This window comes from Leptospira alstonii serovar Sichuan str. 79601 (assembly GCF_000347175.1).
In the GTDB taxonomy this organism is placed as follows: Bacteria; Spirochaetota; Leptospiria; order Leptospirales; family Leptospiraceae; genus Leptospira; species Leptospira alstonii.
The window spans coordinates 36,820-51,213 of record NZ_ANIK01000122.1 but is presented as its reverse complement, the minus strand read 5'-3'; the positions used below and the strand labels follow the sequence as shown (position 1 = coordinate 51,213).

The following is a 14,394-nucleotide window of genomic DNA, read 5'->3' as shown; positions in this document are numbered from 1 at the left end:
ATATTTCAAAATATTTGAATGAAGCGGTGGCTAACATTTGGAAAGATGAGAATCGCAGGCTGCGTAGTGTAAACAATGAAACTCTCTCCGGGACGAAATTCCTATGGTTAACGAACCAAGAAAATTATTCTGATAAGCAAAAGGAAGCTTTCAATTCTCTTAAACTAAATCTGTATAAAGTCGGGAAAGGATGGCAGATAAAAGAAGCCTTTCGTTATTTTTGGTCTTACAGCTATAAAGGTAATGCGGAAAAGTTTTTCAAACGTTGGTATTTTTGGGCTACTCATTCTAAACTTAAACCTATTATTAAAGTCGCTAAGATGCTTTATAAAAACATTAAATATATCCTTACCTACTTCGCTCATCGAATCACAAACGCTGGTTCGGAAAGTATTAATTCAAGTATTCAGAAAATTAAATCGAATGCAAGAGGCTTCAGAAATTTCGATTTCTTCCGCGTCGCTATTCTCTTTCATTTAGGCGGTTTGGACGTTTACCCATGATTTTTCCTGAAGGGCCACTTTTGTTTAGCCTTATGGCAACACATCTTTATCACGGCGACTGTTTAGATAATCTTCCAAAGATCCCTGATGCTTCAGTGGATCTTATCTTTTGCGATCTTCCTTATGGAACGACGGACTGTTCCTGGGACGTAATTATCCCAATGGAAAAACTTTGGCCTGAATACGAACGAATCTCCAAAGAAAGAACTCCGATCATTCTTACAGGAAGTCATCCGTTCACAAATTATCTGATCAACAGCAACCCGAAGAATTTTCGGTATTATGAGTTGATTTGGTATAAGACAAAAGCGAGCGGCTTTTTGAATGCAAAAACGAGACCGAATAAGAGTCATGAAAACATACTCGTTTTCTATAAGAACCAACCTGTTTACAATCCGATCAAATATCAAATCGATGAGCGTTACAAAAGAAAAGGTAAAACGCTTGGTAACGGAAATCAATCGACTGTATTTACGATTCGGGGTGAGAAAAGTGAAAACTATCAATATTTGGATGATGGATTTAGATATCCGGATTCTGTATTGTGTTTTCCCTCCGAATCTGAAATCGGGATGCACCCGACACAAAAACCTTTACGGCTTCTCCGTTACCTCATAAAAACTTATTCGAATGTAGGAGATACGGTTTTGGATAACTGTATGGGACACGGAACAACGGGAATTGCCGCGATCGAACTCGCAAGAGATTTTATCGGAATGGAAATGGATAAGGAATATTTCGAGAAAGCGAAACGCAAAATCCAAATGGCTGAAACAAGAATACAGCTTGAGTTAAATTTCGAGAGTTGAAATGGATCATAAAATCGAATGCCCGCACTGTAAAAGAAAGTTTGATTCACCGGAAAGCGAAGCGATCCGGATGGCACGTTTCGAGGATCAATGGATGAACCATTGTGAAGATATGTTTAAAAAAGGATGGAGACCGGGAAAATTTAAAAACCTTCCCGAATTCTTACAAACGAAGCGCATCGGAATTTATTACGAAAATTTAGAGAAAAGAATCAAAGCAGGAAAAGAAACGACTTAGTAGACATCGATAATTTCTGAAATTGTCCTCAAAGATTAAATCCAGGATACCATCCTGAATGGATGAGTTTCTTAAATATCTTTCTCTCCTTTCTCCGTTGTCACTTCTCCTGTGGTTCATAATCAGAAAAGAAGTGAAGACTCAGATTTTGAAAGCGCGTGAAGAAGAACGAAAATACATGGAATCGAAAGTGAAGGAAGTAAAAGAAGAATCTAAAAATCTTTTATCTCAAGAACGCTCGAAAACAGATCGTCTTTCGGATCGAGTGATGGAATTAGAAAAATCGCATACACTTGAAACAGCGCTACTTCGACAGACGGCTTCAACTACAGACAAACGGTTAGATACGATTGAAGCTCGAATCGAAAAGCTGGATAGCAAGTTCGACGAGAAGTTTGACGAACAAAAGGAACTCCTCCACAAAATTCACGCAAAGTTTCAGAACGGAGGAGCTCCAAAATGATTTTACAAATTCTCAACTTTCTTATTCCACTCATGAGGAATTTCCTAAACCTAAAAGCGATTCAAACAAGCCAAAATTATTGGAACGAATCTTCGTCCGCAGTAGCCAACACGAAGAAAATTTCAAGAGAAGAAGCATTCGATTCGATTTCAAAAATTCCGGTTCAGAGCGATCCTGTTTTCTGTCTGCCGGTGTCGGATCCTCATATCACTTCACCTTATGGATGGCGTCACCTTAACATCGACGGAAAGAAATCCAAGCAGTATCACTTAGGAATCGATCTTGGAGGATATAACGATGTATTCGCCCCGGAAGATTGCGTGATCGAAACTGTTCTTGGGAGAGATCGAAAATATCCGGTGAAATTTCGGTGGGAAAAAAACACCTGGGTCAATTTAGTAAAATCGGGTGAGGTTCCAGCAGATCGCGCTTGGACTCCCTTCGTTCTTGCAATCGGCGTTCATTCAAAAAACCGATATAAATTCAAGCACACAGATCCCAGGGTCAAGAAAGGAGATAAAGTTAGCGCAGGCGATTTGATCGGAAAATCCGGAAACTATGGTTATAGCTTAGGCGCACATCTTCACTTCGAAGTTTGGCCATGGGATGATAAGACTCAGGATTGGAAAAAAGAAACCGATCCCGGAAAGTTTTTAAAAGACAAAGGGCTGTTATAAGGAGGTTTTCACATGATCGAATCTATAACCGTACTTCTTCCAACAGTGCTTCTCAACGGTCTCTACATGGGTCTCGTCCTGACAGTTTCACAAGTTCTGTTTCGAAATTTACCTCACCGAATCTTGTTAAAGAACAAAAGACTCGTTGTGTTTGTAGTCGCTACGATGATTGCCGTTCCCTATAACATTTTTTACTGGCTCACGATGCCGGAAGTTTTTACGTACTGCGTCTCATTCGATTCTGTTAAAGAAGAGATTTGCAAAATTCTTCCGGGATGGGCGATCGCCGCCTATCAGGCAATTCGCCTTTTCGTTTGCTATCTCGCAACGATTCTACTCTACAATAAAATCGTGAAAGGCGTTTTCGAAAGATCCGGACTTGGACATGCAAAACCTGAGAACGAAAGAGAAGAAAGAACGGAGGAATTCCAATGAACCGAATTCAATTTTTCGTTACGTTTCTACTCTATCTCTTTCCATTAAACTCTTGTATTACGATCGTAGCCCAGACTCCGGATTCCGTAGGAATGCCGCAGGTTCTTCGAGAGGAAGCAAAAGAACAATCCAAGAAAGGAGATAAAAGGGTCGGTAATCTCCTGAATGCCGCCGCAGATTCCATCGAAGCGGGTGATAAGAACGCACGAGCGGCAATCAAAGGAGAGAAGAAGACTCAGAAAGAAAACGCGTCTCTTCAACGTGAAGCCGGTTGGGGTGATGGACTTCAAAGCCTTGGCTGGTTCACTATAATTTTAATCGTTGGAACAGTGCTGATTCTCTTGTTGATTCTTATCCTAAAAGGCAAGATTCAAATTCCCTTCATTTCAAAATTCTTATCGATCAGAAGCGGTGGAAACGCTTCAACTTCGTAGAATTATCCGTATAAACGTCCTTGGAAACAAGGGCGTTTCCTAAATTTTGTTTGAACTTTTTCGTTTCTCTTAACTATGTATAATAATAATCTATTATTAGAAATCTCGCTAAACCCACGTATTTTCCGAAATAAACTTAAAAGAACTGAAATTCAGTAACGTTTTTAGCGCACATTCCCGACGGGGGTAACGCTCGCGGACAAATCTGATTCGGAAAAACTATATAATGATTTCAGAATGTTTTCTCGTTACAATCAATTCGCTTCCGTAGCGATCAGGGCATCCGATTGTGTCTCAAGTTCTCTTACGACCACGCTCAAATTCTCGCTCTTTGTTACTAAGGATTCCATAGAATTTTGGAGGAAGAAAATCGCCTCGACGATTCCTTGCAAACCCGTCTTTTGTTCGGAAGAGGCAAGTTCGATTTCCGAAGACAAAGAGCGTAAACGATCCAGAGTGGAAAAAAATTGAGAGTTGATCTTTTTCTGTTCGTCAAACAACTTCGAAAATTCATCGAATCGAACAAACAAATCTTGAAATAGGTTGTCTTGTTCTTTCACGTGTCCCGCCGTTGTCTCCGCCGATTTTTGACCCATCACTACATGATTGGAAGAATCTCGAATGATCTTGGAAATCAGATCCGCGTTTCCGGCGCTACTTTCGGCTAGTTTGGAAACTTCTTGCGCGACGACCGCAAATCCCCTTCCCGCTTCCCCGGCTCTCGCCGCCTCAATGGAGGCGTTCAAAGAGAGAAGATTGGTTCTATCCGCCACTTCGGACATGATACGGTTCACTTCTCCAACGCTTCTAAAAGAATCCCCCAAAGAAACGAGAGAACCGGAAAGTTCTTCCACAAATTCGGTCACCATGGTTCCGGACTTTCTCACTTTATCCATACTTTGATCCAAGGTATAATTGAACTGAGAGATCCTTTCGATAATGGATTTCAGATTGCTGCTGTGTAGGATCAAACTTTCAATATTACTAAACTGATTTTTGACGTTATGCGAAGAATTTTCCGTTTGTGACTGAAACTGCTCCACAGTCGAACTGATCTCTTCAAAAGAAGAGGCGTGCGTCGAAACTAAAACGGAAAAGTCATCCATAAAGCTCTTTAGATTTTTGGATGAATCTTTCAAATATCGAGCGGATTCTTTCATCTTACCGCTTCGTTGAGCGATCACTTTATGAGATTCTTCTAATTCTTCTTGTCTGTATTTTGAGTTCTCTCTCAGACGTATAAATAGTTTCACAAGAATTCTAACGATCAAAGCGCCCGCTAATATGAACAGGATTTTCGTGACTTGTTCGGAAACCGAAGCGTATCCCAATGAGTTGGCGAGTCTCTTATTTTCCGTTAAAATCAAACCGTGTCGTACTGCCGTATAAATCGCCAAAGACTGCGCGCTCCCGGACAATACTCCGACCCAAAGAACAAAATTAGGAACCAGTAAAAGTCCAGAAGATATGATATAAAGATAACTGATGCCGTACAATATGGGACTTTTTACAACTCCGGTAGTGAAATCGGGATGATCCATCGTGGCGCCGATCATGACCAAAAGCTGAACGGAAACGTCCATAAGGATAAACACCTTACTGAGAGTATGTGAAATACTGCCGGTTCTCCAAATCTTGTAAAAACTGTAGGAAAAATAAAACAACATGGCCGTTGTGCCGCTCAGATATAAGATATTCTGAATCGAATTGGTGCGTTTCCAGTTGATCATAATCGAGATGTAAAAAAGCACAATCAATCCGAATCGAATCCAATTGATATAGGAGGGACCGGAGGAGATGATCTCCTCGTCGGTCTTTCTTTTTGATTCTTTCTTCAAGGACATAGACTAATGAGGGCCGCTCACTTTGAAAAATCAATGGTTTTTCTAAAAACGGGAAATTACGGCGTACCCCGAAGATTAGTTTTATTTTATCAAAAAGGTTTAGTCGCTGAATTAGCGTCTTGGGCTTCGATAATTCGCAAATTTGAATTTTAAATCTCGTAAATAACGTGAGCACCAATGCGAAAGCGATTGAAAATGTTTTCATTTTTAAGATTCCATTATATTCGGCTTCTTAATTTTACGAATATTCTCGTTTTCGATTCAAGTTCGTAACCATTTGGATTTAAATCGGGCTTTGTTAAGGAAAAATTACACTTTGCTAAATTGTATGTTTTCAGATTGTTTATTCTCTCACATTCATTATTCTTTTCGGAGTTACATTGATTCCTTACAACCCGTTTCCCAGCCGGGAATTTTTGGGTGGGTAAACTAAAGCGAATTTGTGGAGCAGGATTTGTCTATCCGCTGGCATCTAAAACGTGGGAGTTCCCACTTTTTAGGGATCAGTGGGTAGAGTCAGGGGTCAGGGTTGAAATTTTTCCGTTTTATCCATAATGGCACGGAAGTGATCCGAGTTTTACCGATTCTCGGCTGAATTTCCAGTAAGACTGAGAAAATGCCGGTTATTAAGACCTGATATCAAATATAGTTTACAAAAAATCCAATATATAAAACTTTGGTAAGTAAATATTTCCATTTTTTCTTAAATCTGGACTATTTCTTGATCCATCATAAAATCAAGCTGGATGCGTAAGCTCCCAATTCAAGACTTAGATTATCACGAATATGTTACCACAAGAGTTGGAACAAAAACTTGCGTCTTTGAGTCTGGAAGACGCCTTAGAATGGATCAGCAACGAATACGGAGAAACTGCGGCTTTCTCCACAAGCTTGGGTCTGGAAGATCAAGTTATCACTCACGTAATATTCTCCCGAAATTTAAAGATTAGAATTTTCACGTTGGATACGGGCCGTCTTTTTAACGAGACATACGACCTTCATAAACTTACGAACGCGAGCTACGGGAAGAGGATTGAAACTTATTTCCCGGACACGAATGCCGTTCAAAATTTGATCAACACCAAAGGGCCCGACAGTTTCTACGACTCCGTTGAAAACAGAAAAGAATGTTGTTATATTCGAAAAGTGGAACCTCTAAATCGTGCGTTAGTCGGAACCGAACTTTGGATCACGGGAATTCGTTCCGAACAATCGGATTCCAGAAATTCTTTGACAAAGATCGAACTGGATTCCTCTCGTAATATTTTAAAATACCATCCTCTCTTGGATTGGACTTTGGAACGCACTCAAGACTTTATCGATACGTATCGGATTCCGGTTAACGTGTTACACAAAAAAGGATTTCCTTCCATCGGATGCGCTCCTTGCACAAGAGCGATTCAGCCGGGAGAAGACATTCGCTCCGGAAGATGGTGGTGGGAAGAATCGAATCAAGAATGCGGACTTCACGTTGTCGACGGCAAATTAGTCCGTCAAAAATCCGGTCCTAAAAGAGCGATATGAATTCAACTATGAATAGATCTAGACTTACACACCTCGAACAACTGGAAGCGGAGTCGATTTATATCCTTCGGGAAACCGCTTCTCAGTTTGAAAAACCGGCTCTTCTTTTTTCCGGTGGAAAGGATTCGATCACGCTCGTGCATCTCGCGTTGAAGGCGTTTCGTCCCGGAAAATTTCCCTTTCCTTTGGTTCATATCGACACCGGTCATAACTTTCAAGAAGCCTTGGACTTTAGAGATGAGCTCGCTTCCAAAATCGGAGAGAAGCTGATCGTTCGTTACGTTCAAGATTCCATCGACCAAGGAAAAGCCGTCGAAGAAAAAGGTAAGTTCCCGAGCAGAAACGGAATTCAAACCGTAACTTTATTGGATACGATCGCGGAATTCAAATTCGACGCTTGTATCGGCGGAGCTCGCAGGGACGAAGAAAAGGCACGCGCAAAAGAAAGGGTTTTTTCCGTTCGAGACGAGTTCGGCCAGTGGGACCCGAAACTACAAAGACCGGAACTCTGGAATATTTATAACGGAAAAATCAGTCCCGGCGAAAACGTTCGCGTTTTCCCGATTTCCAATTGGACCGAATTGGACGTTTGGGAATACATCCGTAAGGAAAATATCGCCCTTCCTTCATTATATTTTTCTCATAAACGTCAGGTGATTTATCGCGAGAATCTTCTTTTCCCCGTTTCAAAATTCATCACAATCGATGGAAACGATCGCGTGGAAGACAAGATCGTTCGTTTTCGCACCGTGGGTGATATGACTTGCACGGCGGCGGTCGATTCTCAAGCGGATAACATAGACGATATCATTCTCGAAATCCAGACGACTCGGACTACGGAAAGAGGTTCCAGACTCGACGACAAACGTTCCGAAGCGGCTATGGAAGACAGAAAAAGAGGAGGATATTTCTGATGGATCTATTGCGTTTTATTACTGCGGGAAGCGTGGACGACGGAAAGTCCACTTTGATCGGAAGACTTCTCTACGACAGCAAATCGATCTTCGAGGATCAACTCGAAGCCATCGAAAAAACGGCTCGTGGAAACAACGGTCAGATCAACTTAGCCCTTCTTACCGACGGACTTAAAGCGGAAAGAGAACAAGGGATCACGATCGACGTCGCTTATAAATATTTTTCCACTCCTAAGAGAAAATTCATCATCGCCGACGCCCCGGGTCACGTTCAATACACAAGAAACATGGTTACGGGCGCTTCCAATTCCAATCTCGCTATCATTTTGATCGACGCTCGTAAAGGTGTGATCGAACAAACCTATCGTCATTCTTATATCGCTTCCATGCTTCGGATTCCTCATCTTGTGGTTTGTATCAACAAGATGGACTTGGTCCAATTTTCGCGGGAGCGATACGAAGAAATCAAAGCGGAGTATTTGAACTTCGCATCCAGATTGGACATTAAGGATATTGAATTTATTCCGATCAGCGCTCTCAACGGGGACAACGTGGTCGATAAATCCGAAAATCTTTCCTGGTATGAAGGCCGCACTCTTCTTTCTCACCTCGAAGAAGTTTATATCGAAAGCGACGAGAACATAGAGGACGCTCGTTTCCCGGTTCAATATGTGATTCGTCCCCTTTCGGACGAACACCACGACTACAGGGGTTACGCGGGCCAGGTTCGCAGCGGTATTTTTAGAAAGGGCGATGCGATTACCGTTCTTCCGAGCGGCTTTACAAGTACGATCGAAGCGATCGATACTTTCGCGGGAGAAGTGGAAGAAGCGTTTCCTCCTATGTCCGTTGCGATCCGTTTGAAGGATGAAATCGACATTTCTCGCGGAGACATGATCGTTAAGTCCGATAATCTTCCCGTCGTTTCTCAGGATTTGGAAGCGAGCATTTGTTGGATGGATTCTAAAGTTCTTTTATCCGGAAATAAATATATTCTGCGTCAAACCACAAACTCCGTAAAAGCCGTCGTAAAAGAAGTCGAATTCAAGGTCGCACCCGATACTCACGAAAGGCAAGACGCTTCCAAAGGACTCACGTTAAACGAAATCGGAAAGATCAAAATCCGCACCGCAAAACCGGTGAGTTTCGACGAATATAGAATCAACCGTTCCACCGGAAGTTTTATCCTTGTGGACGAAGGAACCAATTCGACCGTCGGCGCGGGTATGATTACCGGAGTTGGAGTCTAAGCAGTGTTAAACGCCGATACGAACAAAGATCTTCGTCCCGGCAAAGTTTATCTTGTCGGCGCGGGTCCGGGAAATCCGGAAGATCTTACTTTACGCGCGTATCGGATTCTTACCAAAGCCGAAGTCGTTTTGTACGACGCTCTTTTGGATCCTTCCTTTCTGGAAATTTTTCCCAAAGACGCGATCGTAAATTACGTAGGCAAACGTTCCGGCGCGCATTCCGCGACTCAGGAAGAAATCAATCAACTCCTTCTTTCTTACGCGCTTCAAGGGAAGAACGTCGTTCGTCTCAAAGGAGGAGATCCTTTCGTCTTCGGAAGAGGCGGGGAAGAATTAATCACATTAATCAATCATAATATAGAATACGAAATCGTTCCCGGCGTGAGCTCCTTGAACGCGGGATCTTCCTTTGCCGGATTTCCTTTGACTCACAGAGGTTTGTCCCGTCAGGTTTTGATCATGGACGGACATACGGTTTTAAACGAAGAAACCGACTGGGAATGGTTCGCTAAATTCAAAGGAACCATCGCCCTTTTTATGGGAACTTCTTCCCTTCCTAAAATCGCAAACTTACTTTTACAACACGGAAGCGACGCCGATCTACCGGTAGCGCTCGTGGAAAACGCTTCTTTAGAAAATTTTAATATTCAAACTTGTACTTTAAAGGAAGCTGCGGACTCTTATTTGGAAAAAAAGACCAAGGGTCCGGGAATTATTTACATCGGAAAAGTCGTTCGATTTTCGGAAAATACGAAATCGAATTCGACCAACCTCCAAGTTTCGGAAGAACCCCGTTTAGGGAGGATTTCCTCCGAGATTCAAAGGGGGAAAAAATGAGCCGCAAATATCCCGCTTTTCTAAATTTAGAAAATAAGAATATTCTGTTGATTGGAGGAGGAAAGGTCGCTCTTGAAAAACTGCCTCATCTTCTCGAGTCGGGCGCAAAGATCACCCTAATCACTTTGGAGGCTTGCAGGGAAGTGGTCCAAATTTTAGAGAAACACCCCGAAATCAAAGTGGAATATAGATCCGTGGAATTTTCGGATCTGCAAGGTAGAGCCCTCGTTTTTTCCGCGACAAACGATTCCAATTTAAACGCCAGACTTACCGACTACGCTCATTCTTGGAAGATCTGGATCAACTGCGCGGACGATCCGTCCAACTGCGATTTTTATTCCGCTGCCGTTTTGGATAGAGGACCGGTTCGTGTCGCGATTTCCACGGAAGGAAATTTCGCGGGTATTTCCCGAGTCGTTAAGACGACCTTGGAAGAATTGATCCCGGACGAACACGAAGGTGAGTTCAAGGAACTTATGCAATTGAGAAAGGAATTGAAAACGATCCTGCCCGATACGGAACTTAGAAGGAAGGTTCTCAAGGATCTGTTACAAACCCTCAAAGAGGATTATTTCAAGGTCCCGGCGGATTCAAAAAGAATATAAGGAAATCATAAACTCTAAAAAGGAAAAGGTCCAAGCCATGTCAGAAACAAAAGAACTATCACACGTCGAAGAAACCAAATTGAAATCGAAAAATCTGAGAGGTAAAATCGCCGAAGGTTTAGACCAAAACATCGATACCTACGAAGAAGACGAGAAACAACTGCTTAAGTTTCACGGGCTGTATCAACAAAAGGACAGGGATCGTAAAAAAGACGAAAACGGAAACGACATAGAAGCCCCCACCAGTTTTATGATTCGAGGCAGAATTCCGGGGGGAAGACTTACTTCCGAACAATACTTGGTCTGGGACGCTTTAGGAGATAAATTCGGAGGCGGAGCGATTCGTTTAACAACGAGACAATCGGTCCAACTTCATACATTAAGAATCTTTCATCTTCGCGACGTAATGAAGGCGATTCACGAAGTAAATCTTTCCAGTATGGGAGCTTGCGGCGACGTTGTGCGTAACGTAACTCAGGCGGTAAATCCTCTCGGAAAAAAGGAACTTCGATTGCTCGACGGAGTTTCCCAGGTTTTATCCGATCATTTTAAATATAAGACGAACGCTTACGCCGAAGTATGGTTAGGCGATAAACAACTCAATAAGGAAGAAGAGGAACCGATCTACGGAAAAACCTATCTGCCTAGAAAGTTCAAGATCACCGTCACTCTTGCGGGAAATAATACCGTGGATATCTACGCCAACGACATGGGATTTGCTGCGACTCTCAGTGCGGACGGAAACAAAATCGACGGCTACTTTGTGTTTGCGGGCGGCGGTTTCGGAATGACTCACAACAAACCGGAAACTTTCGCACGCGCGGCAAGTCTTTTGGGATGGATTCCCGAAAACGCGTTGATCCCCGTTGCGGAAGCGATAGTAACGGCTCACAGAGATTTTGGAGATAGGACCAATCGTAAACACGCTCGTTTGAAATACGTTCTCGCTGATAAAGGAGTGGAGTGGTTTCGGTCGGAAGTCGAATCCCGTTCCAATGTAAGGTTCGATACGGATAAGGCGCTTCCAAGTTGGGCGACTCCTTCTTATTTGGGTTGGAACGAAAGGGAAGACGGAACTCTTTCCCTCGGGTTTCATACTCTTGCGGGAAGAATCAAGGATTTTCCGGGAAAACCTTTGAAGTCCGCTCTGAGAGAGATTATCGGCGTTTACAAATTACACGTTCAGATCACTGCGGATCAGGATTTGCTTCTCATAGGAATCCAAAAATCCGATCGCGAAAAGATCGAAAAAAGATTAGAGGAATTGAATGTACTTTGGAAAAGTCCTTCTCCTCTTTTTGATCGCGCGCTCGCTTGTCCGGCGCTTCCCACCTGCGCGCTGGCGTTGACCGAATCCGAGCGTACTTTCCCCGAAGTTCTGAACGGAATTCAAAAAGTTTTGGATAAACTCGGACTCAGCGATAGGGCTCCCGTGGTTCGTATGACCGGATGTCCGAACGGATGCGCAAGACCTTATTCCGCGGAAATAGGAATCGTAGGTCAACAAGCCGGAGGAAAATATGCCTTGTTTTTCGGAGCGGATTCCGAAGGAACCAAAGTGGGGGACTACGTCGCTAAAAAGGTCGCTCTCGCCGATATTCCGGCTCAATTGGAAAAGGCTTTTGTGGTTTGGAAGGAAGAAGGGGACTCCGACGAAAAATTCGGGGACTTTGTAAACAGATTTCCTCTCGAAAGATTCAGGGAAATTTTAGGATCGATGTAAGGATTCAAAATATCCTCAAAACTTTTCAGTACAACTGTTTCGAGTTTTAAAGAAACGGCAAGTGTTTTTAAAAAACTTAGAATATTAAAAAAATTGAATTTCTTCGACGATCGGTTTCATCTTTGCGATTTTTCCGATGGTCGAGGAAACTAAATAGATGTTTCCCCCGTGGTTCAAAACGGCCGTAATACCCGCGATCGAAGAACCCGAAAGATCCTGATAATTCGCAGTAATATCCCCGAAATCGTTTAGCGCAAACACCAAACCTCTGGGTGTACTTTTGGCAAAAAGAAAACTCGGTAAACCCGATAATAGATTTTTAATTTCGGGATATTCCTGAATTCGATCCAAAACTTCGTTTCTAAAATACGGAATCCCGATCCAAAAGGAACCGGAGTTTCCGGTAATCAAAGCCGGAAGTCCGGGTATGTTCGTAAGGAAGAATTTTTCGACGCCTTTTTTTAAACCGAATAACGGAACCGAAGAAATCCTGTGATGAAACGGTTCCGATACGAGCAAAAATTGTTCGTTGAAAGATAACGCGATTCCCGTGGGATAGAACAAGCCTTCATTCAAAATTTCTAATGAATTTGAATTCTTATCCGCCGTTAAAATCATCCCGTCCGGCTGCGAGGTTAATTCCTCTAAAAAGGAATCCTTGAAAGAATGCGATCTGCTGGAAACGGTGAAGTAGATTTTCCCGTTTTTGGTTATGTCGATTCCGTGCGGAAATCGTAGCGGAGAACCGTCCGGAAGTTTCGAGATTAAGATCCTCTGAGAACCGTCCTTGCGGATTTCTACGATTCCCACTTCTTCCACACAAACCAAAAGATTTCCGGAAGAATCGAAGACCATTCCCAATGGTCTTCCCGCGAGAGTCGCATACGTTTCCACTTTTTCGTTGGTGCGGATGCGTACGATTTTATGATCGGCGGTTCCGGTATAAACAAAACCGGAAGTATCGATTGCGATTCCGTAAGGCTGATTTAGACTTTCCTTATGAATCCATTCCGATTCCAAGAGATAATTATTTTTTCCAGGATCAAAGGGAGGATCGGGATAATACTCCACGGTATTTTTATGCGCTCGCAAAAATAAGAACGCTAAGAATAACGAAATGACGAGGATGAATACGAAAAGAAAAAGAAAAATCTTTTTAAACATGATCTCTAAAGACCGGTCTTTGCCTTTGATTGAATCTTCTGACTTCAAAGTGTAAATGATTTCCAGTAGCTCTTCCGGTTTGACCTACTTCTCCGATCTTTTGACCCTTGCGGACTTTTTCACCCGGACGTACAGAGATAGAACTCAGATGTCCGTATAAAGTTTCATAACCGAGTCTGTGATCTAAGACGATCAAATTTCCGTAACCTCCCTTTTGATCGGAAAAAGAAACTTCTCCGTCTGCGGAAGCATAAACGGGAGTTCCTTCCTCGGCGGCGATGTCCAATCCGCCGTGAAAGGTTTCCTTTCTCGTAAACGGATCTTTTCTTTTTCCGAAACGGGAAGAGATAATTCCTTCTTCGCCCAAGGGACGATAAAAAGCCACTCCATAAAAAAAAGATCTTTCTTCTTTCGGAAGTCCTTTGCCGGGGATGAACCAATACCCTTTGTTCTCGTCAAAAGAGATAAACTTCTCCGCAAGTTTGTATTTCTTGGAAAGTTTTTTCCGAACGGAAAAAGAATTCTCCCTTTCGTCCGAGTCGTAAACGCCGCGCATGTTCGGAATCAAAAGTTCCATTCCGGAATAAATATCATACGGAGAGGAAAGGCTGTTGACCGATGAAATGGTATCGATATCCATTCCGGTTCGAGCCATGATCTTGAAGAAGTTGTCTTCTTTCTTTACAACGTATCGATAAAATTCAAGCGAAGTAAGTTCCGATCTTTCCAGATTGGACACGGAAACCTTCAGGTTGTTTTTGACGTCTTCTCTCAGACGTTTTACGGATTGATTGTTGTAATCCAAGTTATTCAGAAGTTCCGTCTTTTGGCGGGAATCGATCGGCCTCTCAAAAAAAATAACCGATAAGAGCGCGGTAATGATTCCGATTGGATACTTGAGAGAGCGTTTCATGGTCTTATACGTGTAGAATCGGCTGATTCTAAAAAAACAATGACGCAAAAAAAGAGACAGA

Annotated in this window: 16 protein-coding genes; 13 read left to right on the top strand and 3 right to left on the bottom strand. The window is 42.7% G+C overall.

Going from position 1 to position 14,394, the window contains the following annotated elements; translation table 11 throughout:
* The 7 genes from LEP1GSC194_RS20255 to LEP1GSC194_RS20225 all read left to right on the top strand — a co-directional run.
* On the top strand, nucleotides 1–503 hold a 503-nt coding region (locus LEP1GSC194_RS20255), incomplete at its 5' end, for an ISL3 family transposase (protein WP_020774597.1).
* Entirely contained in the window at nucleotides 500–1,312 is an 813-nt protein-coding gene (locus tag LEP1GSC194_RS20250; protein ID WP_051185235.1) for a DNA-methyltransferase, read from the top strand. The genes LEP1GSC194_RS20255 and LEP1GSC194_RS20250, both read left to right, overlap by 4 nt.
* Before the next feature lies 1 nt (nucleotide 1,313).
* Nucleotides 1,314–1,550: a hypothetical protein gene (locus tag LEP1GSC194_RS20245; RefSeq protein WP_020775334.1), complete on the top strand. Its 237-nt coding sequence runs from the start codon at nucleotides 1,314–1,316 to the stop codon at nucleotides 1,548–1,550.
* Nucleotides 1,551–1,608: 58 nt separating this feature from the next.
* Nucleotides 1,609–2,013, top strand: a complete 405-nt coding sequence (locus tag LEP1GSC194_RS20240) for a hypothetical protein (protein WP_020775306.1) — start codon at nucleotides 1,609–1,611, stop codon at nucleotides 2,011–2,013.
* Nucleotides 2,010–2,690, top strand: a complete 681-nt coding sequence (locus LEP1GSC194_RS20235) for a M23 family metallopeptidase (RefSeq protein WP_020775314.1) — start codon at nucleotides 2,010–2,012, stop codon at nucleotides 2,688–2,690. The genes LEP1GSC194_RS20240 and LEP1GSC194_RS20235 overlap by 4 nt, the downstream gene beginning before the upstream one ends.
* Before the next feature lie 12 nt (nucleotides 2,691–2,702).
* A complete protein-coding gene (locus tag LEP1GSC194_RS20230; RefSeq protein ID WP_021064320.1) occupies nucleotides 2,703–3,125 on the top strand; it encodes a hypothetical protein in 423 nt (140 codons plus the stop codon).
* On the top strand, nucleotides 3,122–3,559 hold the full coding sequence (locus tag LEP1GSC194_RS20225; RefSeq protein WP_017810219.1) for a hypothetical protein: 438 nt from the start codon (nucleotides 3,122–3,124) through the stop codon (nucleotides 3,557–3,559). The genes LEP1GSC194_RS20230 and LEP1GSC194_RS20225 overlap by 4 nt, the downstream gene beginning before the upstream one ends.
* Before the next feature lie 254 nt (nucleotides 3,560–3,813).
* Here the strand turns inward: LEP1GSC194_RS20225 and LEP1GSC194_RS20220 are convergent, their stop codons facing one another.
* Complete coding sequence (locus tag LEP1GSC194_RS20220) at nucleotides 3,814–5,403, bottom strand: methyl-accepting chemotaxis protein (protein ID WP_020775300.1); 1,590 nt, start codon at nucleotides 5,401–5,403, stop codon at nucleotides 3,814–3,816.
* Between the two features lie 786 nt (nucleotides 5,404–6,189).
* Between LEP1GSC194_RS20220 and LEP1GSC194_RS20215 the strand changes: the two genes are divergently transcribed.
* Genes LEP1GSC194_RS20215 through LEP1GSC194_RS20190 form a run of 6 tightly spaced genes read left to right on the top strand, consistent with a single transcriptional unit; the run spans nucleotide 6,190 to nucleotide 12,256 of the window.
* On the top strand, nucleotides 6,190–6,927 hold the full coding sequence (locus tag LEP1GSC194_RS20215; RefSeq protein ID WP_021064318.1) for a phosphoadenylyl-sulfate reductase: 738 nt from the start codon (nucleotides 6,190–6,192) through the stop codon (nucleotides 6,925–6,927).
* An 8-nt stretch (nucleotides 6,928–6,935) separates the two neighbouring features.
* Nucleotides 6,936–7,841 carry a sulfate adenylyltransferase subunit CysD gene (gene cysD, locus LEP1GSC194_RS20210; RefSeq protein ID WP_002746103.1) on the top strand — a complete coding sequence of 302 codons (906 nt, stop codon included), beginning with the start codon at nucleotides 6,936–6,938 and terminating at the stop codon, nucleotides 7,839–7,841.
* Nucleotides 7,841–9,091: a sulfate adenylyltransferase subunit 1 gene (locus LEP1GSC194_RS20205; RefSeq protein ID WP_017810276.1), complete on the top strand. Its 1,251-nt coding sequence runs from the start codon at nucleotides 7,841–7,843 to the stop codon at nucleotides 9,089–9,091. Before cysD ends, LEP1GSC194_RS20205 begins: the two co-directional genes overlap by 1 nt.
* A 3-nt stretch (nucleotides 9,092–9,094) precedes the next feature.
* Entirely contained in the window at nucleotides 9,095–9,928 is an 834-nt protein-coding gene (cobA, locus tag LEP1GSC194_RS20200; protein WP_017810275.1) for a uroporphyrinogen-III C-methyltransferase, read from the top strand.
* The gene (locus tag LEP1GSC194_RS20195) at nucleotides 9,925–10,533 is read left to right on the top strand and encodes a precorrin-2 dehydrogenase/sirohydrochlorin ferrochelatase family protein (protein ID WP_020775321.1); all 609 of its coding nucleotides are present in this window, start codon (nucleotides 9,925–9,927) and stop codon (nucleotides 10,531–10,533) included. Before cobA ends, LEP1GSC194_RS20195 begins: the two co-directional genes overlap by 4 nt.
* A gap of 7 nt (nucleotides 10,534–10,540) precedes the next feature.
* A complete protein-coding gene (locus LEP1GSC194_RS20190) occupies nucleotides 10,541–12,256 on the top strand; it encodes an NADPH-dependent assimilatory sulfite reductase hemoprotein subunit (protein ID WP_269083820.1) in 1,716 nt (571 codons plus the stop codon).
* An 84-nt stretch (nucleotides 12,257–12,340) separates the two neighbouring features.
* On the opposite strand, the gene LEP1GSC194_RS20185 is transcribed toward LEP1GSC194_RS20190, so the two are convergent.
* Nucleotides 12,341–13,420 carry an NHL repeat-containing protein gene (locus LEP1GSC194_RS20185; RefSeq protein WP_020775330.1) on the bottom strand — a complete coding sequence of 360 codons (1,080 nt, stop codon included), beginning with the start codon at nucleotides 13,418–13,420 and terminating at the stop codon, nucleotides 12,341–12,343.
* Nucleotides 13,413–14,333, bottom strand: a complete 921-nt coding sequence (locus tag LEP1GSC194_RS20180; RefSeq protein ID WP_020775313.1) for a LysM peptidoglycan-binding domain-containing M23 family metallopeptidase — start codon at nucleotides 14,331–14,333, stop codon at nucleotides 13,413–13,415. The genes LEP1GSC194_RS20185 and LEP1GSC194_RS20180 overlap by 8 nt, the downstream gene beginning before the upstream one ends.
* Nucleotides 14,334–14,394: the final 61 nt, after the last annotated feature.